Origin of the sequence: Acinetobacter sp. MF4640 (assembly GCF_002018895.1) — a bacterium.
Lineage (GTDB): Bacteria > Pseudomonadota > Gammaproteobacteria > Pseudomonadales > Moraxellaceae > Acinetobacter > Acinetobacter johnsonii.
Genome location: NZ_MVOM01000055.1, coordinates 1 through 26,025 on the forward strand (window position 1 = coordinate 1; position 26,025 = coordinate 26,025).

At 40.5% G+C, this 26,025-nt stretch carries 24 protein-coding genes and 2 tRNA genes; 8 read left to right on the forward strand and 18 right to left on the reverse strand.

The window, feature by feature from the left end; genetic code table 11:
- Positions 1-170 precede the first annotated feature (170 nt).
- The 4 genes from groL to MF4640_RS15435 form a co-directional block, all read right to left on the reverse strand.
- Positions 171-1,805 (reverse strand): chaperonin GroEL, encoded by a 1,635-nt coding sequence (gene groL / locus MF4640_RS15420; RefSeq protein WP_004694331.1) that lies wholly within the window; start codon positions 1,803-1,805, stop codon positions 171-173.
- Between the two features lie 67 nt (positions 1,806-1,872).
- Positions 1,873-2,163 carry a co-chaperone GroES gene (gene groES / locus MF4640_RS15425; protein WP_004694333.1) on the reverse strand — a complete coding sequence of 97 codons (291 nt, stop codon included), beginning with the start codon at positions 2,161-2,163 and terminating at the stop codon, positions 1,873-1,875.
- Between the two features lie 194 nt (positions 2,164-2,357).
- A complete protein-coding gene (locus tag MF4640_RS15430) occupies positions 2,358-3,134 on the reverse strand; it encodes a metallophosphoesterase family protein (protein ID WP_004694334.1) in 777 nt (258 codons plus the stop codon).
- Positions 3,131-4,054: a diacylglycerol/lipid kinase family protein gene (locus tag MF4640_RS15435; RefSeq protein WP_004694337.1), complete on the reverse strand. Its 924-nt coding sequence runs from the start codon at positions 4,052-4,054 to the stop codon at positions 3,131-3,133. The genes MF4640_RS15430 and MF4640_RS15435 overlap by 4 nt, the downstream gene beginning before the upstream one ends.
- A 415-nt stretch (positions 4,055-4,469) precedes the next feature.
- Between MF4640_RS15435 and MF4640_RS15440 the strand changes: the two genes are divergently transcribed.
- Together MF4640_RS15440 and MF4640_RS15445 are read left to right on the forward strand one after the other, a co-directional pair.
- A complete protein-coding gene (locus MF4640_RS15440; protein ID WP_004694340.1) occupies positions 4,470-6,302 on the forward strand; it encodes a phosphoenolpyruvate carboxykinase (GTP) in 1,833 nt (610 codons plus the stop codon).
- Between the two features lie 103 nt (positions 6,303-6,405).
- Positions 6,406-6,774 carry a hypothetical protein gene (locus MF4640_RS15445; protein WP_078390144.1) on the forward strand — a complete coding sequence of 123 codons (369 nt, stop codon included), beginning with the start codon at positions 6,406-6,408 and terminating at the stop codon, positions 6,772-6,774.
- Positions 6,775-6,847: 73 nt separating this feature from the next.
- Here the strand turns inward: MF4640_RS15445 and glpD are convergent, their stop codons facing one another.
- The gene (gene glpD, locus MF4640_RS15450) at positions 6,848-8,365 is read right to left on the reverse strand and encodes a glycerol-3-phosphate dehydrogenase (protein ID WP_078390145.1); all 1,518 of its coding nucleotides are present in this window, start codon (positions 8,363-8,365) and stop codon (positions 6,848-6,850) included.
- 537 nt (positions 8,366-8,902) lie between these two features.
- Here glpD and MF4640_RS15455 point away from each other — a divergent pair.
- The gene (locus MF4640_RS15455) at positions 8,903-10,222 is read left to right on the forward strand and encodes an MFS transporter (RefSeq protein ID WP_078390146.1); all 1,320 of its coding nucleotides are present in this window, start codon (positions 8,903-8,905) and stop codon (positions 10,220-10,222) included.
- 176 nt (positions 10,223-10,398) lie between these two features.
- A complete protein-coding gene (locus tag MF4640_RS15460) occupies positions 10,399-10,827 on the forward strand; it encodes a hypothetical protein (protein ID WP_078390148.1) in 429 nt (142 codons plus the stop codon).
- A 21-nt stretch (positions 10,828-10,848) separates the two neighbouring features.
- On the opposite strand, the gene MF4640_RS15465 is transcribed toward MF4640_RS15460, so the two are convergent.
- Together MF4640_RS15465 and folD are read right to left on the reverse strand one after the other, a co-directional pair.
- Positions 10,849-11,535: a class I SAM-dependent methyltransferase gene (locus MF4640_RS15465; RefSeq protein ID WP_078390149.1), complete on the reverse strand. Its 687-nt coding sequence runs from the start codon at positions 11,533-11,535 to the stop codon at positions 10,849-10,851.
- A 264-nt stretch (positions 11,536-11,799) separates the two neighbouring features.
- On the reverse strand, positions 11,800-12,648 hold the full coding sequence (folD, locus tag MF4640_RS15470; RefSeq protein WP_078390150.1) for a bifunctional methylenetetrahydrofolate dehydrogenase/methenyltetrahydrofolate cyclohydrolase FolD: 849 nt from the start codon (positions 12,646-12,648) through the stop codon (positions 11,800-11,802).
- Positions 12,649-12,800: 152 nt separating this feature from the next.
- On the opposite strand from folD, the gene MF4640_RS15475 reads away from it, so the two are divergent.
- Both MF4640_RS15475 and MF4640_RS15480 read left to right on the forward strand, forming a co-directional pair.
- Positions 12,801-12,874 (forward strand) — tRNA-Cys (locus tag MF4640_RS15475).
- A gap of 10 nt (positions 12,875-12,884) precedes the next feature.
- Positions 12,885-12,970 (forward strand) — tRNA-Leu (locus tag MF4640_RS15480).
- A gap of 137 nt (positions 12,971-13,107) precedes the next feature.
- On the opposite strand, the gene MF4640_RS15485 is transcribed toward MF4640_RS15480, so the two are convergent.
- The 6 genes from MF4640_RS15485 to MF4640_RS15510 all read right to left on the reverse strand — a co-directional run bounded on the left by MF4640_RS15485 (position 13,108) and on the right by MF4640_RS15510 (position 16,928).
- Positions 13,108-14,013 (reverse strand): helix-turn-helix transcriptional regulator, encoded by a 906-nt coding sequence (locus MF4640_RS15485; protein ID WP_078390151.1) that lies wholly within the window; start codon positions 14,011-14,013, stop codon positions 13,108-13,110.
- Between the two features lie 147 nt (positions 14,014-14,160).
- Positions 14,161-14,361 (reverse strand): hypothetical protein, encoded by a 201-nt coding sequence (locus MF4640_RS15490; RefSeq protein WP_004980994.1) that lies wholly within the window; start codon positions 14,359-14,361, stop codon positions 14,161-14,163.
- Between the two features lie 232 nt (positions 14,362-14,593).
- On the reverse strand, positions 14,594-15,586 hold the full coding sequence (locus MF4640_RS15495; protein WP_078390152.1) for an NAD(P)H-quinone oxidoreductase: 993 nt from the start codon (positions 15,584-15,586) through the stop codon (positions 14,594-14,596).
- Positions 15,587-15,805: 219 nt separating this feature from the next.
- Complete coding sequence (locus tag MF4640_RS15500; protein WP_078390153.1) at positions 15,806-16,066, reverse strand: DUF2798 domain-containing protein; 261 nt, start codon at positions 16,064-16,066, stop codon at positions 15,806-15,808.
- 22 nt (positions 16,067-16,088) lie between these two features.
- Positions 16,089-16,397 (reverse strand): DUF3861 domain-containing protein, encoded by a 309-nt coding sequence (locus MF4640_RS15505; protein ID WP_078390154.1) that lies wholly within the window; start codon positions 16,395-16,397, stop codon positions 16,089-16,091.
- Positions 16,398-16,406: 9 nt separating this feature from the next.
- A complete protein-coding gene (locus MF4640_RS15510) occupies positions 16,407-16,928 on the reverse strand; it encodes a PadR family transcriptional regulator (RefSeq protein WP_078390155.1) in 522 nt (173 codons plus the stop codon).
- A gap of 241 nt (positions 16,929-17,169) precedes the next feature.
- On the opposite strand from MF4640_RS15510, the gene MF4640_RS15515 reads away from it, so the two are divergent.
- A complete protein-coding gene (locus tag MF4640_RS15515; RefSeq protein WP_078390156.1) occupies positions 17,170-18,333 on the forward strand; it encodes a sterol desaturase family protein in 1,164 nt (387 codons plus the stop codon).
- A gap of 119 nt (positions 18,334-18,452) precedes the next feature.
- Here MF4640_RS15515 and MF4640_RS15520 read toward each other — a convergent pair whose 3' ends face one another.
- The 5 genes from MF4640_RS15520 to lysS all read right to left on the reverse strand — a co-directional run bounded on the left by MF4640_RS15520 (position 18,453) and on the right by lysS (position 25,123).
- Positions 18,453-18,725 (reverse strand): hypothetical protein, encoded by a 273-nt coding sequence (locus MF4640_RS15520; protein ID WP_078390157.1) that lies wholly within the window; start codon positions 18,723-18,725, stop codon positions 18,453-18,455.
- Between the two features lie 142 nt (positions 18,726-18,867).
- Positions 18,868-20,484 (reverse strand): sulfate adenylyltransferase subunit CysN, encoded by a 1,617-nt coding sequence (cysN, locus tag MF4640_RS15525; RefSeq protein WP_078390158.1) that lies wholly within the window; start codon positions 20,482-20,484, stop codon positions 18,868-18,870.
- Positions 20,485-20,624: 140 nt separating this feature from the next.
- Complete coding sequence (cysD, locus tag MF4640_RS15530; protein WP_004694369.1) at positions 20,625-21,539, reverse strand: sulfate adenylyltransferase subunit CysD; 915 nt, start codon at positions 21,537-21,539, stop codon at positions 20,625-20,627.
- Between the two features lie 472 nt (positions 21,540-22,011).
- Positions 22,012-23,457 carry a capsule assembly Wzi family protein gene (locus tag MF4640_RS15535; protein ID WP_078390159.1) on the reverse strand — a complete coding sequence of 482 codons (1,446 nt, stop codon included), beginning with the start codon at positions 23,455-23,457 and terminating at the stop codon, positions 22,012-22,014.
- 139 nt (positions 23,458-23,596) lie between these two features.
- Positions 23,597-25,123, reverse strand: coding sequence for a lysine--tRNA ligase (lysS, locus tag MF4640_RS15540; protein ID WP_078390160.1), 1,527 nt, complete (start codon positions 25,121-25,123; stop codon positions 23,597-23,599).
- Between the two features lie 277 nt (positions 25,124-25,400).
- Here lysS and MF4640_RS15545 point away from each other — a divergent pair, with 277 nt between their 5' ends.
- A complete protein-coding gene (locus tag MF4640_RS15545; protein ID WP_078390161.1) occupies positions 25,401-25,916 on the forward strand; it encodes a YqiA/YcfP family alpha/beta fold hydrolase in 516 nt (171 codons plus the stop codon).
- Positions 25,917-26,025 lie beyond the last annotated feature (109 nt).

Consider the following 26,025-nt stretch of genomic DNA (forward strand, 5'->3'; position numbering starts at 1 on the left):
TTGCTGGAACAGTCTAAAATGTTTGTTTTGCCTGAAAGAAGATCAAGGCAATGCCCTAGAGTCGTCAAAATAAAGCCTCAAAAGTACCCAAGAAAATGCCAGTCAATTTCTTAACTGACTGGCATTAGCATTTAAGCGGCCTTTTTACATCTAAAATAATATGGTATAGATTACATCATTCCGCCCATACCACCCATGCCGCCCATATCAGGCATTGCAGGCTTGTCTTCTGGAACGTCAGTAATCATACATTCAGTTGTCAACATTAAACCAGCTACAGATGCAGCATGCTCAAGTGCAGAACGCGTTACTTTCGCAGGGTCAAGAATACCCATTTCTAGCATGTCACCATACTCAGAAGTAGCAGCGTTATAACCGAAGTTACCTTCACCATTTTTCACAGCATTGATCACAACTGAAGGCTCATCACCCGCATTGGCAACGATTTGACGAAGTGGCGCTTCAATCGCACGACGTAAAATGTTAATACCTACGTTTTGGTCGTCATTCGCACCATTTACACCGTCAAGTGCAGCTGCAGCACGTACCAGTGCAACACCACCACCAGCAACCACACCTTCTTCAACAGCAGCACGTGTTGCATGAAGCGCATCGTCCACACGGTCTTTCTTCTCTTTCATTTCAACTTCAGTCGCTGCACCAATTTTGATCACAGCCACACCGCCTGCTAATTTAGCAACACGTTCTTGAAGTTTTTCTTTATCGTATTCAGAAGATGATTCTTCAATTTGCGCGCGGATTTGCGTAACACGTTCAGCAATTTGAGCTGCATCACCAGCACCGTCAACAATCACAGTATTCTCTTTAGACACAGTGATTTTGTGCGCAGTACCTAAGTCTTGAAGAGAAGCTTGTTCTAAAGTCATGCCTACTTCTTCAGAAATTACAGTCGCGCCCGTCAAGATTGCGATATCTTGAAGCATTGCTTTACGACGGTCACCAAAACCAGGTGCTTTAACCGCACATACTTTGATAATTCCGCGCATGTTGTTAACAACAAGTGTAGCTAAGGCCTCACCTTCAACATCTTCAGCGATGATTAAAAGTGGTTTACCTGTTTTAGCTACAGCTTCAAGTACAGTAATTAATTCACGGATGTTGCTGATTTTTTTGTCAACAAGCAAGATGAACGGATTTTCAAGTTCAGCCGTTAATGTGTCTTGTTTGTTTGCAAAGTATGGGCTGATATAACCACGGTCAAACTGCATACCTTCAACAACGTCCAAAGCATCTTCAAAGCCTGAACCTTCTTCAACGGTAATCACGCCTTCTTTACCTACGCGTTCCATTGCTTGTGCAATGAGTTTACCTACAGTTTCGTCAGAGTTTGCAGAGATTGAACCGACTTGTTCAATCGCTTTAGTATCAGAAGCAGGTTTTGCTGTTGCTTTAATTTCAGCAACCAATGCTTTAACAGCCAGATCAATACCGCGTTTCAAGTCCATTGGGTTCATGCCCGCTGTTACAGACTTGATGCCTTCATTTAAAATTGCTTGAGCTAGTACAGTTGCAGTTGTTGTACCGTCACCAGCGATGTCATTGGTTTTAGAAGATACTTCACGAACCAATTGAGCGCCCATGTTCTCAAATTTGTCTTTTAGAGAAATTTCTTTCGCAACCGTTACACCATCTTTAGTGATGTGCGGCGCACCGAAAGAACGGTCGATCACAACATTACGGCCTTTAGGACCTAAAGTTACTTTTACAGCATCTGCAAGCACGTTTACGCCTGCAATCATTTTAGAACGAGCTGAATCACCAAATTTTACGTCTTTAGCTGACATACTAAACTCCAAATATTCTTAAATTTTAATCAATTGTATTGCTTAAACAGCAAATGAACGTTCTGAATTAACCTTCAAGAACCGCTAAAATATCAGACTCTTTCATCACAAGAAGTTCTTCGCCTTCAACTTTAACTTTAGTGCCTGCATATGCACCAAACAGTACATTGTCGCCCACTTTTACATCTAAAGCACGAATGCCATTGTCTGTAATTTTTCCATTACCTACTGCAATAATTTCACCTTGAGCTGGCTGTTCAGCAGCAGAAGTACTCAAAATTAAACCGCCCGCAGTTTTAGTTTCCTTTTCTACGCGGCGAATCACAACGTTGTCATGTAAAGGACGAATTTTGCTCATTTCTAGCTCCATAGACATTTTCAAAATGCCATTGTTTACGATGTGAAGATGACTTCTTATTCCTAGGTCATCAACAAAATTTTGATATGACACTTTTGTGGGGATGGAATAAAACGCTTCAAGGGCAAACACAAAATATTTTTATATTTTTGTGCTCTTTTTAAGCAAACCTCATCAAAGTTCAGACACTCAATTCAATCTGACATACTTTGCTGCATCAACTCGAAGCGATTGGTTGCAGCGTTAAAGCTCAAATGTTGTACATCGGCATTCGGCAAAATAATATTCAGGCTATTGGGCAAACCCGCATGTAAACGATAAGATGTTGCCGTTCCAGCATGGATATCCAGCACTGGATGCGATACCCCAAGTTGATAAATCTGATTCAAATCATAAACGGCAGCGTGGTGTAAATGCCCATGTAAAAGTCCATTTAAACCATGTTGGCTCCATTGCTCCAATGCAATACGACCAAGCATCGGACAGTCTTTCACACCATGACTATGGTCTGGCGGAGTATAAAAAGGCTGATGCGCGGCGATCAGTTTAATTTTGTGCGCAGGTGCTTGCTGCAATTTTAGATCAATCTCTTGAATTTGGTTCAGTGAAATATGCCCTCGCGTGTGGTAACGCCGACGAATACTATTCACTCCAATGACATAAAAATGTTCAGTTTCTAAGGTGTTTTCCACCCCCCCAAAAAACAGTTGATAACGTGCAAAGGGACTGAAAAAACGATTCCACACATGGTACAGCGGAATATCATGATTCCCCGGCACCACCAAATACGGCAGCTTTAAACTGTCTAAAAACTGCCGACAAGCATAAAACTGAATAAACCGCGCACGTTGGGTCAAGTCCCCACTGACCACTACGGCTTCAAAAGAATGTTCCTCACATAACTGACGAATGGCCTGTAAACAGGCTTCGCGTTCGGTCCCAAAGTGTAAATCTGACAAATGTAAAATCATGCGGGAACCATGATATTCAGCGCATGCTTACGTACTGTAATTTTCAGCGGTGGTGTCATCGTGACAATTTCTCCATCTACCGCAACCGTGAGCTTATTGCGCTTTGAATGAACAATCACTTCATCTGCTGCAAAGCTATAGACATCGGAAGCCTGATCCAAATTGCCTTTAATCAACTGCCATAAGGTCTTGAACAAAGTCCGCTTATCACTTTTTGCTACTACCACGCCCGCCACTTTGCCTGCTTCCGCCGCCTCGGCAATACGTAGTTTCATTTCAGCCAGTTGAAGTTGATTATTGCCAAAGAAAATCAATGGCGTTTTCACTGGATAGCGCTGTCCATCGACTTCTACTTCAAGTTTTAACTCTTTACGGTCGCGGATGAGAACATCCAATGCCGAAGTATACGCATGCAATGGAAAACGTCCAAAATGCTTATTAAACTGTTCTCTTTTTTGAATAAATAAAGGATAAAGCCCTAAACTAGCATTGTTCAGATAGATATGTTGATTCAGCTGCGCCACATGTACAGAACGTGGCTGCCCTTCACTAATGGCTTTGGCTGCGTCTAATAAATCCAACGGAATATTCAACACTCGCGCAACATAGTTAAATGTACCTAGAGGCAAGATTCCCATGGGAATATCCGTTCCCATCAATTTAGACGCAACTGCATTTAAAGTACCATCGCCACCCGCAGCAACCACGACCCCTACATTTTCCGCTTGACGATGGCGTAGTAAAATCTCTTGCATCATCTGATCAAAGTTCATGCACTCACTTAACTCAAATGACTGTATTTCAAAACCCGCGGTACTCAGATCTGCTACCAACTGTTCATACACTTCATCTTTATTTGCAGCATGAAAACCTGATTTTTTATTATAAATAAGTGATAAAGGTTTGAGTTGCTCTGACATTTTGCACCTAAACTTGAAGTAATTGCTCTATTTTTGTCCAAATATTCAACACTTAACAGTTTTGTTATGTAAAATTCAAATGACTACCATTTATTTAATCAATAATAAATCTCAATCACAAAATAAATGCAAGCATATGATTTTAATACTAATATCTTAAATGAATAATCCTCATAAATATAATAAATACACAAAATAAAAGCAAGAAATCTAACCAAACTATTGTTTTTTAATAATTAAAATGAAGCAACTCCATCGAACTGTTCATAATTTAGATACGCCTTTGGTCTTATTTTTTTTATCAAATTATGCTTTAATACAGCCACTTTTTTTTCATCTTTTCATCTCTGCAGTAAATTTTATTGCTGAGATTGTACTTTGTACAAACGTGTACATATTTGAGATAGGCCTCACCATGACCCAAGTGAACGCACCAGAATTCGTTCGTCACCCTAAGCTTATTGCGTGGGTGGAAGAAATTGCAAAATTAACAAAACCAGCGAAAATTGAATGGTGTGACGGCAGCGAAGAAGAATATCAACGTTATATCAACTTGATGATCGCTAACGGCACAATGCAAGCGCTTAACCAAGAAACGCATCCTGGTTCTTATCTTGCTAATTCTGATCCTTCTGACGTTGCTCGTGTTGAAGGTCGTACTTACATCTGCTCTGAAAAACAAGAAGATGCTGGTGCAACAAACAACTGGGAAGAGCCTGCTGAAATGCGTGCCCGCCTAAATGGTTTGTTTGACGGTTCAATGGCAGGTCGTACTTTATATGTAGTACCGTTCTCTATGGGCCCATTGGGTTCTCATATTGCGCACATTGGTATCGAATTAACTGACTCTCCTTATGTAGCAGTTAGCATGTCTAAAATGGCTCGCATGGGTAAAGCTGTTTATGACGTTCTTGGTACAGACGGTGAATTTATTCCTTGCGTACATACTGTTGGTGCGCCGCTTGCTGATGGCGAAAAAGATGTTGCATGGCCTTGCAACCCTGAAAAATACATCGTGCATTACCCAGAAACACGTGAAATCTGGTCTTACGGTTCTGGTTACGGCGGTAACGCATTGTTAGGTAAAAAATGCTTAGCTTTACGTATTGCATCATCTATGGGTCGTCAACAAGGCTGGTTAGCTGAACACATGTTGATCCTTGGTGTGACTAATCCTCAAGGCGAAAAACACTACATCGCAGCGGCATTCCCTTCTGCTTGTGGTAAAACAAACTTCGCGATGTTGATTCCACCAGCAGGCTACGAAGGTTGGAAAATTGAAACTGTAGGTGATGATATTGCTTGGATCAAACCAGGTGAAGATGGTCGCTTATACGCAATCAATCCAGAAGCAGGTTTCTTCGGTGTAGCACCTGGTACAAATACCAAGACCAACCCGAACTGCATGGCGACATTGACTAAAGATGTCATCTATACCAACGTTGCGGTAACTGACAACGGCGAAGTATGGTGGGAAGGTCTTACTAAAGAAGCACCTGCTAACCTGACCAACTGGAAAGGTCAACCACATGTTGCTGGTGAAAAAGCAGCTCATCCAAATGCGCGCTTCACTGTTTCAGCAGGTCAATGTCCTTCTATCGATGCTGACTGGGAAAATCCAGCCGGTGTTCCAATTTCAGCATTCATCTTTGGTGGTCGCCGTGCAGACACAGTGCCTCTAATTTCAGAAGCATTTGACTGGGTAGATGGTGTTTACAAAGCTGCAACTATGGGCTCTGAAACAACTGCTGCGGCCGTTGGCCAACAAGGTATTGTTCGTCGTGACCCATTCGCAATGCTTCCATTTGCGGGTTACAACATGGCGGATTACTTCTCTCACTGGTTAGAGCTTGGTGAAGAAGTTGCAGCGAAAGCTAAAGCTGCGGGCAACAAACTTCCGGGCATCTACAACGTGAACTGGTTCCGTCGTGATGCTGAAGGTAACTTCGTATGGCCTGGTTTCGGTCAAAACATGCGTGTTCTTGAGTGGATCATTGACCGTTGTGAAGGCCGTGCTGATGCAGTTGAAACACCAATTGGTTTAGTTCCAACTTATGAACAGTTGAACTGGACAGGTTCTGACTTCACTAAAGCCCAGTTTGACCTTGTGACTTCTCAAGACAAAGATCAATGGATCAAAGAGCTTGAAAGCCACACTGAACTATTCGACAAACTTGGTGAACGCCTACCAGCTGCACTAAAAGCTCGTCAAAACGAACTTTTAGATGCTGTTAAGCAATCTGCTTAATCTTTAAATTAAGCCAAAAAAAGACCGCGTAAGCGGTCTTTTTTTAATCTATTTATAATTTTAAAACTTTATAACTCAACAAAAACTTATCAAGGGGTAATTCATGCTTAAAAAACTCACACTCACAATCGGTCTACTGGGTTTATCAAGCCTAGTCATGGCTCAAACAGAAGTAGCAACAACTCAGCCAGCACTTCATGTTTGCGCAATCAAAGGCACACCTGATTCAACTCAATTTGAAATCAAAAAGCGCATCAAAGTCGCTAAAGGCACTTATGGCAGCGTGGTTGAACTCTATCCGCGTTTTGCTGAGCGTGCACATCAAGTCGGTGGTAATGTCGTCATCAACTACAATGCCAGCCAACGTTTTGGCTTTTGGCCTTGGCGTATTGTTCGCCCAGTCGTTTGGGGAACGGCTGTAAAATGGAAGACACCAGTGGACTGTAAACAGCTCGGTGGTATCGAAATTTAAATCTAAAAAAAGCCGCAATAGCGGCTTTTTTTAATAAAACGAAATCAAGTGTAACCATGAAACGCAATCAACACTATGCAGCATCCCCTTGCATGCGACGCAGGTGTAAATCCTGCAAGTAAATGTCTAAAGCATGAGTTTCTAGCGCATCAAACTTTAAATACAGCTTAGTCCGTCGTTTTAAAATATCTTCACTACTGACGGCCCACTCACGTTTCACCATATAATCCACTTCTTGCTGATACAAACCATGGCCAAAAGACTGCCCTAAAGTTTGTACATCTTTGTTCTCACCGAGCATATGCCACACTCGACGACCATAACTGTTTGCCCAACGATGCGCTGTTTGAGACTCTAGCCCTTTGATTTCATGCATCAACTCTGCACATAAAACCTCGACTGAACTAAAACCTTCCGCACCTGGGAGTTTTGCCTCAGCCGTCCATTCCGCTTTCATGTGTGGAAAATAACGTTTCAGCTGTAGCAAAGCCGCTTCCGCCAACTTGCGATAAGTCGTTAGCTTTCCACCATAAACAGATAACAATGGCGCTTCATCCGCAACAGGCTTAGACATCGCCAGTACATAATCACGTGTCACTTTAGAGGCTTGGGTACTTGCATCATCATACAGCGCCCTTACGCCTGCAAAGCTTGAAATCACATCTCCTTGCTGTAATTGAAGCTTGAAATGATCATTAATCACATCAATCAAATAAGCCGTTTCCTGCTCGGTAATATGGACATGATTTGCATCACCCTCAAACTCTACGTCCGTGGTACCAATCAGGCTGTATTCATCTAAATAAGGAATTACAAACACAATTCGTTGATCGTCATTTTGCAAAATAAATGCATGCTGTTCAGGGTATAAACGCTTCACAATGATATGACTGCCCTGAACCAATCGAATGCCTGCCTTTGGGGTTTGGGACAGTTGCTGTTGAATAAAATCTGTGACCCATGCACCAGTTGCATTAACTAAAGTTCGAGCTTTAATTTGGTAATGTCGTTTTTGATGCTCCAACGTTAGGCACCACACACCCTCCTGCTGAACCGCAGAAATGCATCGCGTTTGTGTCCGAATTTGAGCCCCTAGCTCATGTGCTTGGATTGCATTAACTACCACCAAACGCGCATCATCCACAGTACAATCTGAATATTCGAAACCACGTTTAATGGTGTCTTTTAAGGGACTGTCGACATTAAAATGAACAAGCTCTGAACCCTCTAATGTTTCTCGTTTTGCCAAATAGTCATAGATAAATAAGCCTGAACGAATTAGCCATGCAGGGCGCAAATAAGGCAAATGCGGCATAATAAAACGCATAGGATGGATCAAGTGTGGGGCTTTTTTTAACAGGACTTCACGCTCTAATAGCGCTTCACGTACTAAACGAAATTCTTTTTGTTCGAGATAACGCAATCCACCATGAATGAGCTTACTACTGGCTGAAGACGTATGACTGGCTAAGTCATCTTTTTCACAGACGAAAACACTTAAACCACGCCCTACAGCATCATTTGCAATGCCCACCCCATTGATGCCCGCGCCCACAACGGCAATATCATAAATGGCATCTGTGTCTTGCATATTCACCTCTCTCGTTGAGTTATTGTGTTATTTTTGTTCTTCCCGCTAAACTTAACATCAAAATCCAATCTTGTCATATTCCAAAGCCAGTCAAATCAGAGAAAATGCGCTGCTTTAAATAAATTAATAACCTTATCTGTTTTTACAATTTAATTTTTTATTTTGACTATTTAGTGAAAAATCAACCAATTTCCAAACCAAAAACAACTTTCTCTTTAAAAAAACAACATTCACCATAAAATAAAAAAGCACCATAACCCCTTGTATTTTAATTGACTATTCACACATTTAAAAATCACAAGAGTTTGTTCTAGATAAGTAAAATGATAATTTCCCATTAAAATAAAGATATTCATTAGAAAAACTTAACAGCATATAAATCATACCAACATTTAGACTAAAGTCGAATGAAGTCCAAGGATAAGGGGCGTATAACGAAACAGAATTTTTTGTTTAATCTTAAAATATATTGTTTTAACTTTTTCTACTTAAAAAGTTAAAAGATGTATTTTCCGAACTTCTCTTTGGGAAATTTTTGTGACTGATCTATCTCCCCAAACTGCTCCAGTAAACATCGATAAAAAGACCCGTTTAAAATCGATTCTCGGTGGTTCAGCTGGCAACTTAGTTGAATGGTATGACTGGTATGTCTATGCCGCATTTACCTTATATTTCGCGCCACAGTTTTTCCCTGAAGGGGATGACACGGTAAAACTCTTACAAGCTGCAGCCGTCTTTGCACTGGGCTTCCTGATGCGTCCTATTGGCGCGTGGATCATGGGTATTTATGCAGACCGTAAAGGACGTAAATCAGGTCTTACCCTGTCTGTATCTTTAATGTGTGTGGGATCTCTGATTATTGCCTGTGCACCTACCTATGCCAGTGTGGGTATGCTCGCACCTGCCTTATTACTCTTTGCCCGTCTATTGCAAGGTTTAAGTGTTGGTGGAGAGTACGGTTCAAGCGCAACCTATTTAACGGAAATGGCTGGAAAAAACCATCGTGGTTTCTTCTCTAGTTTTCAGTATGTGACTCTCATTTCAGGTCAGCTCTTGGCGCTGTGTGTGTTGATCATTTTACAACGCACCATGAGCGAAGCACAGTTATCTGAATGGGGCTGGCGTATTCCCTTCTTCATTGGTGCTGTACTTGCCATTGTGGTGTTCTGGATTCGTCGTGGTTTGGTTGAAACCCAATCTTCAAAAGATGCACAAGAACAGGCTAAAAATGGTGGCCCAAAATCTAGCGCACTTGCTTTATTTACTAAATATCCAAAGCAAGCGTTCACTGTGATTATGCTGACTGCGGGTGGAACACTTGCATTTAACACCTTTACTACGTATTTACAAAAATACTTAGTCAACACCTCAGGTTTTGAAAAAACCACAGCAACAGAGATCACCACAGCAGCAATCTTTGTCTTCATGCTATTGCAACCTGTGGTGGGCGCACTGTCTGACAAAATTGGTCGTAAACCAATTATGATCACTTTTGGTGTATTGGGCGTGCTGTTCACAATTCCAATTTTCAACGGTCTAGGTTCAACCAGCAGTCCAACAACCGCATTTATGCTATGTATGAGTGGTATGGTGATTGTAACGGGTTATACCGCAATTAATGCTGTAGTCAAAGCAGAGCTCTTTCCAGCACATATTCGTGCACTAGGGGTTGCCCTACCTTATGCGATTGCCAATACCATCTTTGGTGGCACAGCAGAGCTTGTGGCGTTGAGCTTTAAAAATGCAGGACATGAAAACTACTTCTTTTACTACATCACCTTCATGATTGGTTTATCTCTACTGACTTACATCTTTATGAAAGACACCAAAAAGCACAGTATGATTACCGATCATTGATGCTTAAAGTAAGTAAGTGTGTAAGTTAATAATCTAGACATAAAAAATGCCTTCTCGAATGAAGGCATTTTTTATGTTTGATCAATTTTTTTGCCGAAACTTGATCGATTGAAATATCGTGAATTACACCTGCGTATGGCATACTAAGAACAAGAATAATGTTAGGAACTTTTTATATGAAAAATACGTATAAACTTTTAGGCTTAAGCTGTATCGTTTTAGCAGTATCTGCATGTCAAAGCACGCCTCGCCAATACAATGGCAATGTTGGCTATCAAATTGAACATCAATCAGCGTCGAGCGCTACCCTTGCTTATACGCTTGCTGCTCGTAAAAATCAGCAACTCGATGAAAATAAATTACAACGTGCTTGCCAAAAAGTTTTAGGTTCACAAAAAAATTATAAATTGGCGGTTTTAAGTATTAATGAAATTCCTAACACCGCAGCAGATGTTCCCGAATATGGCCGCCAAATTGGTCAAAGCCGTGCCACTTTTGGTTTAAGCAACACACCCGACTTACACCAAGGTGAAAACTTTGCAACACGCGAATCACTTGAAGCACGACCAAGCACACTGCATGTTGTGCGCTATACCTGCTCTTAATACCTTCATATAAAAAAGGGCTTAGTGCCCTTTTTGAGTCTCTAAAGTTCGATAAAAACCCACATTACGAAACTCTGGTGACTCATCTAGATCCGGCCAAGTTGTGGCACTACGCTCATCAAGCTTCATGTACTTCGGATGGCTAAAATTTTTAACACGACTATCCGCCACCCAAACTTCAGGTGCAAACTTTAAAAATTCATCTAAAAAGAAACGATTGCATTGATCATATAAAACATCAGCAGCCAATAGAACATCGACCTGTTCAGATTGATATAAATCATCTAAATACTCTAGCTCTACGCTATTCAGCTCTGCATTGGCACGGCAAGCATCTAAACTAACTGCATCAATATCGCAACAAATCACACGTTTTGCGCCCGCCATTTTGGCTGCAATCGCCACCACACCTGAACCTGCGCCAAAATCCAACACTACCTTATCTTTGACATGATGAGGCTCCGCCAGTAACCACTGCGCCATGGCTAGGCCTGAAGCCCAACAAAAGATCCAATATGGTGTTTCATTCCAAATACGGCGAATAATTTCATCATCCAGTTTATCGGTTGGAAATACAGGAGGAATGAGCCACAAGGAAATAGATGTTTCAGGAAGCTGTTGCGCAAGCAATTCACAGTTTGGAATCACTTCATGCAAGGCTTGAAGTAAATGATCTGGGGCTCTGGGGAATTGAAAAGTACAGCTCATAAGTTATTGAGTATTTTTATGCTTTTACTGCGGGTTCTTGCAGCTAAGATTTAGATTGAGGAATTAGCCTTCGGCTAGGCCTACTTTTGTTTTGGCAAAAGTAGGCAAAACCATGGTCATTCGCTGAACTCGTTAAACACCACCATCTATTTAAAAAGTCGCAGAAACATTAAATAAACAATAAAGTCTTAACTCAAACAGCAGCAAATGACGATGTCACGACTCCCAAACCAACATAAAACTGATTTTAGAGTCTTATAAAAATTAACCCAAAGCTTTTTCAGCAGCTTCAACTGTTTGACGAATTAGTGTCGTAATCGTCATTGGACCCACGCCACCTGGAACAGGTGTATACGCAGAAGCGACTTCTTCAATACCGACCAATTGAATGTCGCCTACACCACCACCATCACGTGGATGGAAACCAGCATCAACAACCACTGCACTTTGTTTGATCCAATCTTTTTGAATCAATTCTGCCTTACCAACCGCACCCACGATAATATCGGCTTGTTTCACAAAGTCAGCTAAGTTCTGAGTACGTGAGTGGCAGATCGTTACGGTCGCATTGGCTTGAAGTAACATCGCAGCCATTGGCTTACCTAAAATTGCAGAACGTCCTACAACGACAGCATGCTTCCCAGCAATTTCGATATTGTTTTCTTGCAAAATAGTCATAATGCCGGCAGGTGTCGCAGAACCATATGCTGCCTCACCCATGGCCATACGACCAAAACCAAGACACGTTACGCCATCCACATCTTTTGCAAGAGAGATTGCATCAAAACATGCACGCTCATCAATTTGTTCAGGCACTGGATGCTGAAGTAAAATACCGTGAACATCAGGATTTGCATTCAGTTTTTCAATTTCAGCCAACAATTGTTCAGTGGTGGTCTCTTTTGGCAGTTCAACTTTAAGTGAGTCCATACCAACACGACGGCAGGCATTTCCTTTCATACGTACATAAGTTGCAGATGCACCATCGTCACCCACCAAAATAGTCGCAAGAATTGGGGTACGACCTGATTTTGCTTTGAGCGCTTCAACGCGAGTTAACAAGTCAGCTTCAATTTGTTTTGCCAATGCACGACCATCTAAAACTAATGCCACGGCACATCTCCAAGTGTTGATATGAATCAATTTTGCACATAATACATGATAATTTTAAATATTTTTCGCTATATGCTGTTTTTATGCGCATACGAATGAAAGCACTATTGTTTTTTTTTCAGAGCTTGCTAATATACGCATCAACAAGACGCGGCGGGGTGGCAGAGTGGTCATGCAGCGGACTGCAACTCCGTGGACGCCGGTTCGATTCCGACCTCCGCCTCCATCTTGTTAAAGCCCGAGTGGTGAAATCGGTAGACACAGGGGATTTAAAATCCCCCGCCCACAAAGCGTGCCAGTTCGAGTCTGGCCTCGGGCACCATTCTTATACTTCTAAGCATGGTGCATATAAAGAACCCAGCGTTAAGCTGGTTTTTTTATGCCTACAGAAAAAGCATAATGCAATGCACAAAAAAGAGAGCATATTGACTCTCTTAAAAATAATATCTCATTCGTTTATCACGATAAGGGTGGTAATAAATAATGTTGCAGATCTTGTTCTAATTTTTCTTGAAAATGAGCTGGCTCAATAATTTTAATGTATGGAATCCAATAACGTACCAAAGGTAAAAGTTGCATTTCATGGCAAATTTGACAATCAATTAACAAACCACCTGATGCATCTTCTAGTACGATTTGTTGCTCTGGCAATAACAGACGTTGCTTAAAATATAAGGCAACTTCAGGCCGCACCGATATTTTCACCGTTTGCTTATGCTTTGCAAACCAAATCCCATCACTCAGTTCTAATTGGGTTAAAACCTCTAAATGGTGCTCGAAAATCTCCGACTCATGTACAACCACTTGATCTATTTTACTTAAACGATAAGCACGTAATTCATCAGCTACAGCTGCAGCCAAATACCAACTGCCCTGATGATGAATTAAACGATACGGGTCAACATGGCGCAAACGATCATTATAAATAAAACTGATTTTTTGACGCTTATGAATCGCGCCCGCAAAAACCTGAAAATGTTCAGCAAATTGCTGTGCATTTTCATAATAATAACCTTTAGCAGAGAACACTTGATTCGCACGCTCATCAAGCAGGCCACGTAGAAAAGACATATCTAGAGATGGATATAGCTCACTGATCCCAGAAAGCTGCGCAAAGTTCTGAATGTCTTGTAGCTTAAAGCGCCCAAGATAAACAGGATCTAAAAAGTATTTCTTGGTATATTCATCTTGAAGTAAAGGCAAATATGTATTGAGACGGTCAAAATCTCGCTCTATCGTTCGCGTACTCACCTGAAATTCATGTGCTAGTTCTGCAACCCCCAATTGATACCCAGTATTTAATTTAGTCAAAATATTTGCTAAACGCTCCGCAAGGCGTTCATGTGTTGAAGCTTTACGCTTCATATTGCCCTCGCTGCACAATCAATGTTGTGTCTTTATTTATAGTTAAATGCCTAAGCATTATATTCAATATAAATCACTGAATAATATTAAGTAAAAGACAAACGGTCAGCTTTCAAGCCATGTCATTTTTTATCAAAAAAAAAGCGTTCAATGTTTGTTAGATTTCTTCTTCTTTACAGCGGTTTGCTGATGCGCTAATCGCTCTATATAGCGCTCAAAATGAATTAAGGCTTTATACAACTTGTGTAACTCATCAGGTAAAACACTATTATAGATAACCGCCTTATGCAAGCGCTTGAGCGCACGGAAACCATGCGCATGTGTATATGATGTCGATAAAATTTTCATGACAACCCTCTTTTCTGTTTTATTTTTCATTTAAAACCACGTAAATTTGTCAGGTTTAAATTTAGTTGCAAATTTACACCACGGTTTTGACAGGTTGTGTCGAACAGTTATCATTTTTTAATCTTTGTGAAATTATTTTCTTTTTTCAGTACATTATTTTTATTTTTTGGAAAATTTTAGACAAAAGAAAAGCTGACACTAGGTCAGCTCTACTTTTTATACTGTAGAAATATTACAGAATTTTTACCACAACTTTACCCACATGCTCACCCGTATCCATGCACGCATGCGCTGCTTGAATCTGATCGAACTCAAAAGTTTGATAAATCATTGGCAAGCACTGGCCTTTGGCCCATAGTGGTACTACATGATCTTGTAAACCTTGTGCAATCTCAGCCTTCTCAGCCGTATTTCGTGCACGCATGGTCGAACCCGTGATGGTTAAGCGCTTCATCATAATTTGCCCCAACTTAACATCTTTGGCTTTTGCCCCTCCTAAAAAGGCAATATAAACCAAACGTCCATCGCGGCGGAGCAAGTTCAAATTCTTTTCTAAATACGGTGCACCCACCATATCTAAAATGACATCAACACCAGCATTATCCGTTTTCTCATTGATCACGTGTTCAAAGTCTTGGGTTTTATAATTGATGGCATCTGTCAAATTCGCAATGGCTTGTACTTTTTCATCGCTGCCGACTGTTGCAAAGGTTTTAATATCCAATGCTTTACATAGCATGAGTGCCGTGGTGCCAATACCACTGGTTCCACCATGTACCAACACCACTTCCCCTGCTTTAGCTTTACCCATTTGGAACACATTGGCCCAGACCGTGAAAAAAGTTTCAGGAATAGCCGCCGCTTCCACAAAGCTTACATTTTCTGGAATATGTAAAGTTTGGCTTTGTGGAACCACACAATACTCTGCATAACCACCACCATTGGTCAAACCACAAACTTTATCGCCTAATTTAAACTGGGTAACTTCAGCTCCAACTGCAACGACCTCACCTGCAACCTCAAGCCCCGGCACTTGCGTTACCCCAGGCGGCATTGGATATAAACCCTGACGCTGTAAAATATCTGGACGGTTAATGCCAAACGCATGGACCTTAACCAAGACCTCATCTGCTTTTGCTTCAGGGATAGTCACTGTTTCATATGCCAGCTTATCCACACCACCCGGCTCTGTAATAATGACCTGTTGCATCGTTGTTTGTGACATGATTTATTCCTAACTCTTGCGATATTTTTCAAGTTTCATAGACCTATTTGATCATAGAAATAAATTGAAATGAATAACACCGTACTTATGTATAGCCTGAAGACTATTTTGCTGCACGATAGCACTAATCATTGATAAAAAAAGCAAGCTGCGACTGCTCTCGACATCCCTCTCAAACATTACTTAGAACGATTAGGGTTAGATGAAAAAAACAGATATTCAATTGTGTGGCTGATCAGGCAAAGACACAAACTGCATTAGAAATTTACGAACCAAAGGCAAAAACACCATAATCAGAGGAAATGCAATCAACCAAGATAAGCTCCAGCTTTTGAGCCAAAGATGGAAGAAAATATGCACTAGGCATTTATTTAACAGTAAGTTAAAACCAGAAATAGAACCACTCATCAGACCTGAAAGCAACAAAGGCATTAACCAATTTAAGTGTTTGATATGAATTTTTGGGAGCGTGTTGAACATAATCGAACTGAGTAAATAAAAATTAGCTTTGGCTTTGCGTCTTAACGGTTTGTTTTAAAGCTTTCATAAACTGCCCAAAATGTGGCATAAAATCTTTAAAGAGCGGAAGGTTTTTATGCTCTAGCATCACCTCACTAAAGAGCTTTAAACCAACAGCAAATGATTTCGCTGCCTCATCATCCAGCATTTGACTGTTTTGAATCACCTGTAACACTTTAAAAATATCGTCGTGGTTATAAGTGTTGAAACTCAAAGTATCGGCATAGGTCGACGGGTTGCCTTGAGCATCTGCAATGTGTTTGAGTGTGACTTCATAAGTATGTTGTTTCATTCTGTTTTCCTAGAGACGTGTAATATTCACTGCTGCTTGATCAATTTGTTCTGCAATAACACGAATTTGTTCAGCGCTCAGCTCACTGTGTTGTATCTTGAGCTTTAAGGACGCTTTGAGGTTTTCCATCGCACGTTTAATATCAAGATATTGTTCATTATTTTGAATTTGTTTACGCGTATCAAAACGAGATAAGATCTTTTTTACGATCGCTTTTTCAACCTCAAGATGCTTCAAACCCAAAGCCGTTATACAGTATTGCTTGCGTTCAGCATCATCTAACGCGACCTGAACAAACTGCTGCTCCTCCAAATAATTTAAGGTTGGATAGATCGTTCCTGCACTTGGGTAATAGCCCCCTCCCACAATTGCACCCACCTCTTTAATGAGGTCATAGCCATATTTAGGCGCGAATGAAATGAGATGTAAGGCTAAAAGTTTCATCTGACCCGCTTCAAATAGGCGCTGTTTACGTAACACTGGCGCTATTTCCAAATCAGTAAAGGATTCAACTTTTTGTGCTTTAGACATAAAAAGATACATCTTTAAATTATTAAGATATATCTTAAATAATTTTTTAATGATTGCAACCTCAAGCCCTGAAATAGAACATCAAAATTTAAGATCGAATGGATAAACGTGAAGGATTACTTGATATTTTTAGATAAGATTGCTGAACAGTTACAATACCGCTAAAATTTAACCTCTGTTTGCATGCTCACATCATCAAGTGAACTCGGACAAAACTCTTAAAATTCAGAATTAAATTAAAATGACAGATCAACTCAGAAAAAAATTTGAAAACCTACAACTCAATGCTGGGCAAGGCAAGATCAGTGCATTTCTTTCTGTTTCCTTAGGCTTTTTGGGTATTTTTGCGGCTTTATGTTTTTTATTTCCCACTGTGCTCACCACACCAGAACTACGTCCGCTATATAGCAAACACTATGATGTTTTCTACTATAGCTTACTGTTCGGTATCGTCCTCAGTGCTGGTTTTGGCACCTATAGTGCGATCATTAAACAGAATAAATATGGTTTTTATGGTTTGTGTATCACCATTTTAGCGGCTATTTTAGGCTGTGGGCTGATCAAAGTACCGACATTGCCTGCTCTACCCTTTTATGCAGGTTTTGATTATTTCGTTATTACCTTAATCATCCTTGCTTTAGTCTTTATCCCACTTGAAGGATTCTTTGCAAAGAACACTGAACAGAAAATTCTGCGCGTTGGCTGGGTCACAGACATGAAATATTTCATGTTTAGCCATATTGGCATTCAGCTTTTTTCGTTTTTAACGGTCATGCCTATTCAGTATTGGATCACGCATATTCCCAATAACCCGATTGTGCCTTATGTGCAGGCGCAGCCAATTTGGTTGCAGTTTATTGAGTTATTGATTGTGGTGGACTTCACCACCTATTGGTTACACCGTGCGATGCATGAAGTGAACTTTTTATGGCGCTTTCATGCTATTCACCATTCAACGGAACAAATGGACTGGCTAGCCTCTTCACGCTTACACATCGTTGAAGTGTTAATGACCCGTTTTATCGCAACCTTGCCAATTTTCTTGTTAGGTTTTCATACGTCTGCGGTCTTTGCTTATTTGGTCTTTATTTCTTTCCATGCCATTTTTATTCACTCCAACGTGCGTTTCCGCTTTCCCTATCTGCGCTGGCTGATCGCAACACCTGAATTTCATCACTGGCATCATTCTTCTGAAAAGCCTGCGATTGATAAAAATTATGCAGCCTTTATTCCACTTTATGACGTGATTTTTAAATCGATTTACATGCCTAATCATTTGTCCAGTGTATATGGCACAGTCGGCTATAAAATTCCAAACAGTTTTGTGAAGCAGTTTACTTGGCCATTTAAACGTTATGTGAATAAACTGAAAAAGCGCTTAAACAAAGATAATGAGACTTCCTAACAAAACCAATCGATTAACAATCTCAATAATTAAAGCTTGTCTAATCCCTCACCAAAATAGAAAACCTGTATCTCCGCAGGTTTTCTTTCATTTTCCAAGCCTTGTAAATCGAACTTAAATTACGCTCGCCCTTTAAATTCTTTTACCATACGATCACTCACGTCTTCTGGATAACAAAGTGGCGCAGCACCACCGACTCGATTGTAAGCACTACGTTTACCACACCGACTTCCATTTCTTGCAGTATTGTAAGGACAAGGACAATTTCCCGAATACATTTGTATCGATTGTTGAATAATTTCCTTCTTAATCGCTTCATCACTTTGCGTAGCCTGTTTAGCATCAGCAGCAAAAGTTAAAGTTAAACCAATAAATAATAATATTTTTTTCATAATACCCCTCTACAAAAGAGGCATTCTATAGCACTGAATTTTTATTGAAATATCACATTATTTATTTGAATAATATTTATCCATCTAAAATAGAAATAAAAAACCCACCTTACGGTGGGTTCCTTCAAATCAGCTCAATCTCTTATAGGCGAACCAATTCAACAATTTTATCAGCTAGCTCTTCAACCGCATCTTGAGTGAATGCGACATCTGTACCGTCGACAAGGTCAGTCACCACAACCACACCTGTTTCACGTACTAGTGCAACCTGATCAGCAGTTAGACCTGCTTTCGCAATCGCAACCACACCTTGTTGAATTAACAAGTTTTCAAGTACTTGTGCATTTTCAAGTGCTTTCACAGATACAGTTACCGCAGCAGGTTTTTGACCTAAACGTGCAGCACGGTCTTCCGCTGTGACAGGGTTGCTATGAGCAGACCATTCCACAGACTCCTCCACCATACCCGCACCAATCGTCACGTTATTTAAACGGTCGATGAAGATAAATGAACCTGTATAACGACTGTCTTGGTAGCGATCAAAGACGACAGGCGCATCAAACTCAACGGTAACATTAGCAATGGCATTCAACTCAAGGCTATCGACTTGTGCCTTTTCCAATGTGTTGACATTGGTACGGTAGTTAATAGCAGTGACTTTTGCAGGAACGGTTTGCGTACCCACTTTTAGGTTGTACAACTTACCAATCACCAGCGGTTGATCTGCCATCCAAACCACAGTGGCATTGACCGAACGTGAAATTTCTGGCGCAGCTTGATCCGCACGCACAAGCACGTTACCACGCGAAATATCAATTTCGTCATTCAGAGTCAAGGTTACCGCTTGACCTGAAACAGCACGCTCTAAATTACCATCATAAGTGACAATTTCTTTGACGGTCGACGACTTACCTGATGGTAAAGCCACGATTTTGTCACCTACCGATACATCACCCAGCGCAACCGTACCACAGAAACCACGGAAGTCGAGGTTTGGACGGTTCACATATTGCACAGGGAAACGGAAATCATTGGTCACTGAACTGCGGTTAATTTCCACAGACTCAAGCGTACCCATCAACGTTTCGCCTGTATACCATGACGTATTTGGTGATTTATTGACAACGTTATCACCATTCAATGCTGAAATAGGCGTAAAGATAATGTTGTTTGGCTTACGGTCACCCAATTGCGCCACAAAACCTGCATACTCCGTCTGAATTTCATTGAAGCGCGCTTCAGAAAATTCAACCAAGTCCATTTTGTTAATCGCAACAATAATGTTCTTAATGCCAAGTAAGCTTGCAATATAAGTATGACGACGTGTCTGAGTTTGTACACCATAACGCGCATCAATCAAGATAATCGCAAGATCACAGGTTGACGCACCAGTCGCCATGTTACGCGTGTATTGCTCATGTCCCGGTGTGTCCGCAATGATGAACTTACGTTTTTCAGTTGAGAAATAACGATAAGCCACATCAATGGTAATACCCTGCTCACGTTCAGCTTGTAGACCATCGACAAGAAGTGCTAAGTCAGGTGCATCGCCTGTCGTACCGACTTTTTTAGAGTCACGAGTTACTGCTTGCAATTGATCTTCATAAATCAATTTTGAATCGTAAAGCAAACGGCCAATTAAAGTTGACTTACCATCATCGACGTTACCGCAAGTCAGAAAACGCAATAAGTCTTTATTTTCATGTTGTTTTAGATAGCCCAAGATATCTTGGCTAATCAGTTCTGATTGATGAGACATTGCTCAAAACTCCACATATTCTTTAGAAATCGGTTTTTAATCTTCAAATCTACCTAAATCCTCCTTTGATAAAGGAGGACTTTCCTCCATTTTTTTCGGGAGTTCTCCCCTCTTTACTAAAGAGGGGTTAGGGGGAGATTTTAGAAATAACCTTCTTGCTTTTTCTTCTCCATTGAGCCCGCCTCATCATGGTCAATCATACGACCTTGACGTTCAGAGCTGGTTGCAAGCAACATTTCTTGGATAATTTCAGGTAAGGTATTTGCCGTTGACTCAACTGCACCCGTAAGTGGGTAACAACCAAGTGTACGGAAGCGTACCGATTTCATTTGTGGAACTTCGCCTTCTTTTAAAGGCATACGTTCATCATCAACCATAATCAGGGTGCCACTACGCTCAACCACAGGACGTTCTGCAGCTAAATAAAGTGGAACCAATGGAATACTTTCCAAGTAGATGTATTGCCAAATATCAAGCTCAGTCCAGTTTGATAGTGGGAATACACGAATACTTTCACCTTTGTTCACTTTACCGTTGTAGAGATTCCAAAGTTCAGGTCGTTGGTTTTTTGGGTCCCAACGGTGTTTCGAGTCACGGAATGAATAGACACGTTCTTTCGCACGTGATTTTTCTTCATCACGACGCGCACCACCAAATGCCGCATCAAAACCGTATTTATCAAGTGCTTGTTTTAAGCCTTGAGTTTTCATGATGTCGGTATATTTTGAGCTACCATGGTCAAATGGGTTAATGCCCGCATCTTTCCCTTCTTTGTTTTGATGTACGATCAAATCAAAGCCATGGGTTTTTGCCATGTTGTCGCGGAAAGCAATCATGTCTTTAAATTTCCAGCCCGTATCTACATGTAGAAGCGGAAATGGTAGCTTGGCAGGATAGAACGCTTTTAGCGCCAGATGCAGCATGACTGCTGAATCCTTACCAATAGAATAAAGCATCACTGGGTTCTCAAACTCAGCAGCTACTTCGCGGATAATATGAATACTCTCAGCTTCAAGCTGTTTAAGATGAGTAAGTCTTTCCTCATTTAATGACATTGACAGCACCAACTCACAAAAATCGTGTACTTATTACACTTTTAAAAATATATATTCATTATAAAGATTTAGTTATACACACTATTGCTTGTTTTATTATATTTATATGCAAAAACCTCATATAAAACAAAATTGATAAGATCTATAAGTTTTATTCAATGATCATAAATCCCTAAATACACTCAAATATTACATCAACTTCATTCAAAGTATTCAGCCTGTTCACCCTTCCATGCTTCGATTTTTCATCTATGTTTCTGCTTGGCAATACATTTACAAAGACCTAAAGTCGGTTTCATTTAGGTTCTATGTATGTGACACACCAAACTCGCAACCTAGAAGACTAAAAATAACAGTCAATACAGAACAGCTTGTTGATTTTATATATCAACATGATAGCAAAGAAAGTTAAGCTAATTGCACGAGCCATAAAAAAACCCGCAATGAATGCGGGTTCTATCACTCTCAAATATTAATAATGAAAAACGCGTTTATCCAGAGGTATTTCTATACCAATCGATGCACCAGCATCATTACCATGTAAATCAGAATCACTGAACCAACCATTAATTTTGATTGGTACAAATGGTCTTAAGTAATGTGACCACGTTAAATCGATAGCTTTAATATCATCTGTTTCAGGAAAGGCTGCATTGGTAATACGGCCAGATTGATTAATCTTTGCAAATAATAATCGACCATTTAAACGATTCATTGGATCGAATCGAATATCCCCACCAACAGAAATCATCTCACCATCACCCCCCATAGCATGCCCCAATGGGAAACCATGTTGGTAATAACCATCTGTATAGTTAGTATGATTATAAGAAATACCGAGAGCATCACGATTGGTTCGTGTATCAGCCCATTCTGTATAAAGTTGATATGGCATATTTTTAAAAGATGACGAATAATCTACGCCAGCAAGATACATTTTTTTAGAAGGTAATCCACCAGCTTCATCTTCACCTACATATTGCCCATACAGACTCATAGGTACATTCAACAACTGCTGAAAATTCAATCGAGCATCAAAACCAGCAACTTGGTTAGATGGATCTGGTTCTCCAGTCCCACCATTGTCTTTATTTCCGACAAAAGCATCCCATAATGAACTTAAACTTTCAGGACGACCTTCTCCGCCCCATTGAAAAGCACGGGAAGCACCCAATTCTAAATAAGGTAAAGGTTGTGCTGTAAGACGTAAACCCACTAATTTAGCATCAGGCACAGCAGAATAATCATCTAATTGACCTGCAAATGCTTGATATTGCCACGGGCCAATCCATGACAACCATTTTGTTTCAAAAGCTGATTGATCTGCACGCTGAGCGGTAAAGCCATAGACTGGGCGACTCGCATCACCTCGTAAAAGGCTCCCATCATGCCCTGGGCCCCAATATGTTGGTATCTGACCTGCAACTACCCATTGATTCCACAATTTTCCTGCAATATATGAACCTTCAACATTCACATCATGGCCATTATCAATTTGTGGGTCTTTTTCTCCATTCACTCTAAGACGAACATCCCAATTTTCACCACCGGCATTAAATTCCAAACCTGCTTGGTACTGTGCCTTTTCTTGATCACCAAAAGCTTGCGGAATTTGTTTTTGATCACTCTCAGCAAATAAACGTGCTTTAAACATCGCGTTCTCACGATCGAGATGAGCTCGCACTGACTCAATAACTTTTTGCTGAGCAGGAGTCGCAACTTTAGCCTGAGACAATACTCTTTGAATTTCATCACCGCTCATTGGCCATGTAGATGTGCTAATTTGAATCACACCCTGCTGATTTAACCAGTTTAGATCTGTTCTTAAATTTTGATCATTTAAAACGAGACCTTGAGCAAAGATACTCGTTGTTGCACCCATTAGCACAGCGATTGCAAGTGTTTTTTTTAGAAACATTCCGTTTTATTCTCAGGACTTAAAGCTAAGTGTTACCTTATTTTTTTTATCTCTTTTTTACAAGCTTTTCTATTTAGTAATGTTGTAAAGATCAAAAAAAACCCGCAATGAATGCGGGCTTTTTATGTTCAGATCAAACTTAGTTTTTATGACGCATGTGTGGGAACAGAATCACATCACGAATACTTGCTGCATTAGCGAATAACATGACTAAACGGTCAATACCGATACCCTCACCAGCTGTCGGTGGTAAACCATACTCAAGTGCTTCAACAAAGTCTGCATCGTAGTGCATTGCCTCATCATCACCTGCGTCTTTTTCTGAAACCTGTGCTTGGAAACGCTCAGCTTGGTCAATCGGGTCATTCAACTCGGAGAAACCATTCGCAAGTTCACGGCCACCAATAAAGAACTCAAAACGGTCCGTAATATGTGGGTTATGATCATTACGACGTGCCAATGGCGATGTTTCAGCTGGATATTCTGTAATGAAAGTCGGTTGACGTAGCTGAGTTTCAACAGTTTCTTCAAATACGATGGTTTGAAGTTTGCCCAGACCAAAACCTGGTTTTACCTGTTCTTTCAGCTCTTCTTGCACAAATTTTGCCAAGAATTCACGATCATTGACATTTTCAGGCGTGAACTGTGGGTTGTGTGCAAGAATGGCATCAAACATCGAAATTTTCTTGAATGGACCTTTGAAGCTATAAACTTCTTCACCATAAGGCACATCAGTTGAACCCAAAATTTCCAGCGCTAAACGCTCAAGCATATTTTCGGTAAGTTCCATCAAGTCTTTATAGTCTGCATAAGCTTGATAGAATTCAATCATGGTGAATTCTGGGTTATGACGCGTCGAAACACCTTCGTTACGGAAGTTACGGTTAATTTCAAACACACGCTCAAAACCACCAACCACCAAACGTTTCAAGTAAAGCTCAGGTGCGATACGTAAGAAAAGTGGCATATCCAAAGCATTATGATGCGTTTCAAATGGACGCGCTGATGCTCCACCTGGAATCACATGCATCATCGGTGTTTCTACTTCCATGAAGCGCTGTTCAGTTAAGAATGCACGAATGCCTGAAACCACTTTGGCACGAATTTCAAAAGTCTTACGTGTTTCTTCGTTCACAATTAGGTCAAGATAACGCTTACGATATTTAACTTCAGTATCGTTTAGACCATGAAATTTATCTGGAAGTGGACGAAGCGACTTGGTTAAAAGCTCAAAGTGTTCGATATGTACATAAAGGTCACCCTTACCTGAACGACCAATATAACCTTTCACCGCGATAATATCGCCAAGATCTAAACTCTTAATGGTTTCTAAAGTTTCTGGTGATAACTCTTTACGCGCCACATATAACTGGATACGACCCGTCATATCTTGGATCACGATGAATGAACCACGGTTCAACATCACACGACCCGCTACAGACACATAAACATGCTCTGCTGCTTCAATTTCTTCTTTGCTTTTGTCTGCAAATTGATCTTGTAAGTCTTGCGCATAATGTTCACGTTTAAACGTGTTTGGCCATGGGCTAGTGCCCGTTTGTTTGGCTTGATCTTCAATCTGCTTTAACTTGGCATGACGCTGTGCAATTAAATCGTTTTCGGAAATGGTTTGTTCAGAAGTCGATTGAGCGTTTTGTTGCGTCATCTCTGCCTCGTATATGTATTAAAAAACGGAAGTTGCATAGCATAGCAGAATTCCAGACGAATGAGCATCATCAAAAACCACGCGGTATATAAAAAAGTATACATCCTGTTTATTTCAGAGCTAAGACACCCACCGTATAAAAGGTCTGTCTATTTCTTAGACCAAAAGCTAACTTCATTTCACGGTCAATCTCTCTACAATGGACATTATAAATCGTGGAAAAGTAAACTTTTCTCCACTCATAAAATAATTTAGTTTTTTAATTGAATGATAAATCATGAGCAGATGCGAATCTAAAATTTTGTTTTTGCATGGATTAGACTCCTCTCGCGAGTCCACTAAGTTCCATGCCATTGATGCAAAGCAGAAATTTTGTATCGATATCGATTATCGCTATCTCAATTTTTCTACCGTAGCCAGTTTCTACGACGATATTATTGAAAAAATAAAACCTGAGATTATTGTTGGGCATTGTATTGGTGCGTATTGGGCATTGAAAATGTCGCTGCTACATCAAATTCCATGTGTGATTGCCAACCCACGCTTAGCGCCTGACTTTCGCGATGATTACCCGAGCATTAATGAGACTGACTTAGACCACAATGTACCGCAAGTGGCCTACTTGGAGCTGGGAGATGAATTAATTGATATGTATGCAGCACAGGAAATTTTAGAAAATTATATGTTAATTCAAGCAGTTGAAGGTGGACACCACCGATTACTTAAACCTGAAAATATTAATCAACTGATTGAACATCTAGAACAACAATATTTATGTCTTGTCCTGAAATAGATTGACAGTATTCCACTTCAAACCGAGTTAAGCAATTAGCTCGGTTTTAGTTTGCTCATACATCTGATTCGGGGTGTTCATATTTAAACTTAAATGTGGTCTATAGTAA